The 1,285-nt window shown below is 37.7% G+C and carries 1 protein-coding gene; it reads right to left on the reverse strand.

The window, feature by feature from the left end; all coding sequences use genetic code 11:
• Positions 1-1,285 (reverse strand): DUF7507 domain-containing protein (locus tag ON09_RS23685; protein ID WP_010603553.1); only part of this gene is annotated, 1,285 nt, incomplete at both ends.

A 1,285-nucleotide genomic window follows, 5' to 3' on the forward strand; every position in this document is an offset into this window, starting at 1 on the left:
CAGGTTTACGTTTGCCAATGTCGCTGGATTTCCATTGTAGCTATCGTTTGCCAATACGCTTGCAACCGCTTCGCCACCTGTAAATCCGTTTGCAACACCAACATCATTAATTGCTAACACTCCAGTGTTTACAATTGTCGGATTATCATTGGCATCAGTTGTACCAGAAACATCACTAACGTTTACGTTCGTTGGCGTTATACCTGATATAGAAGCCGTATTACTTACTGAACCCGTTTCTTTTTCACTTTGTAAAATGGTATAAATTGCAGCGGCTGAAGTAATGGCTCCAGGAGCAAGTGTGGTGGTACCTAAGATAATTGGTGAGGTGATTTTAGGATCATTAACCACCAAACTATTAATGGTTACATTTCCGGTGTTTTTGACTACAAACGAGTAGCTAATCGTATTTCCGTCTAATGCTAACACACCCGTTTTAACAAAAGTGATCGAAGGAGAAATCGTAATGTTCACATCTGCATTTGCACTTTGTACCGTAGTGATTTGATTTGAACTGACTGTTGCTGTATTGCGGATAATATGGCTGTTTAATATTGGTTTTCCATCATTATCAATATCACTTTGAACTACGTTATAACTACCAGTATACAGCCATGTTTCACCTTTTTCTAAAATACCATTTCCATTGTCTCCCGTTGGTGAAGCTAAAACTGATGAGCTTATTAACGGATCATTTACAGTTACATTAGTCTGATTGGCATTACCAGTATTTTTAACTGAAATAGTGTAAGTAATAATATCTCCAGCTTTTGAAATTGAAGTTTTATCTGCAGATTTCGAAATCGTCATAGCAGAACACACAGGAACATCTACAGTTAATGTGAAACTACTGCCTATACAATTACCAGCTCCAGTTGCTGTTGGTACAATAGTATAAATGACTTGCTGAGTAATATTGCTCGTATTGATTAAGGTTTGAATGATACTGTTCCCATTGCCATTAGCAGCTCCAATAACATTTGCATTTGAATTAACCGTCCAGATAAAAGTGGATGCAACTGCATTACCCCCATTTGCTATGTTATTTAAATTCGATTGAATATTGTAATTCAAGCTACCTGAACAATCTAGTGTAGCAACATCATTAAATCCTTTAGGGGTTGGATTAACAGTGATAGTTGCCGTACCCGTTTGAACATTTGAGCAATTGGTTGAACTTGCATCCTGCACACTCACCAGATTATAGATAAATCTTCCAGCAGTAGCTGATGATCTGGTTAAAGTCGCAACATTACCACTTGATACGATAGTCTGGTTTGCACCA

The sequence above is a fragment of the Pedobacter agri PB92 genome, from assembly GCF_000258495.1.
In the GTDB taxonomy this organism is placed as follows: domain Bacteria; phylum Bacteroidota; class Bacteroidia; order Sphingobacteriales; family Sphingobacteriaceae; genus Pedobacter; species Pedobacter agri.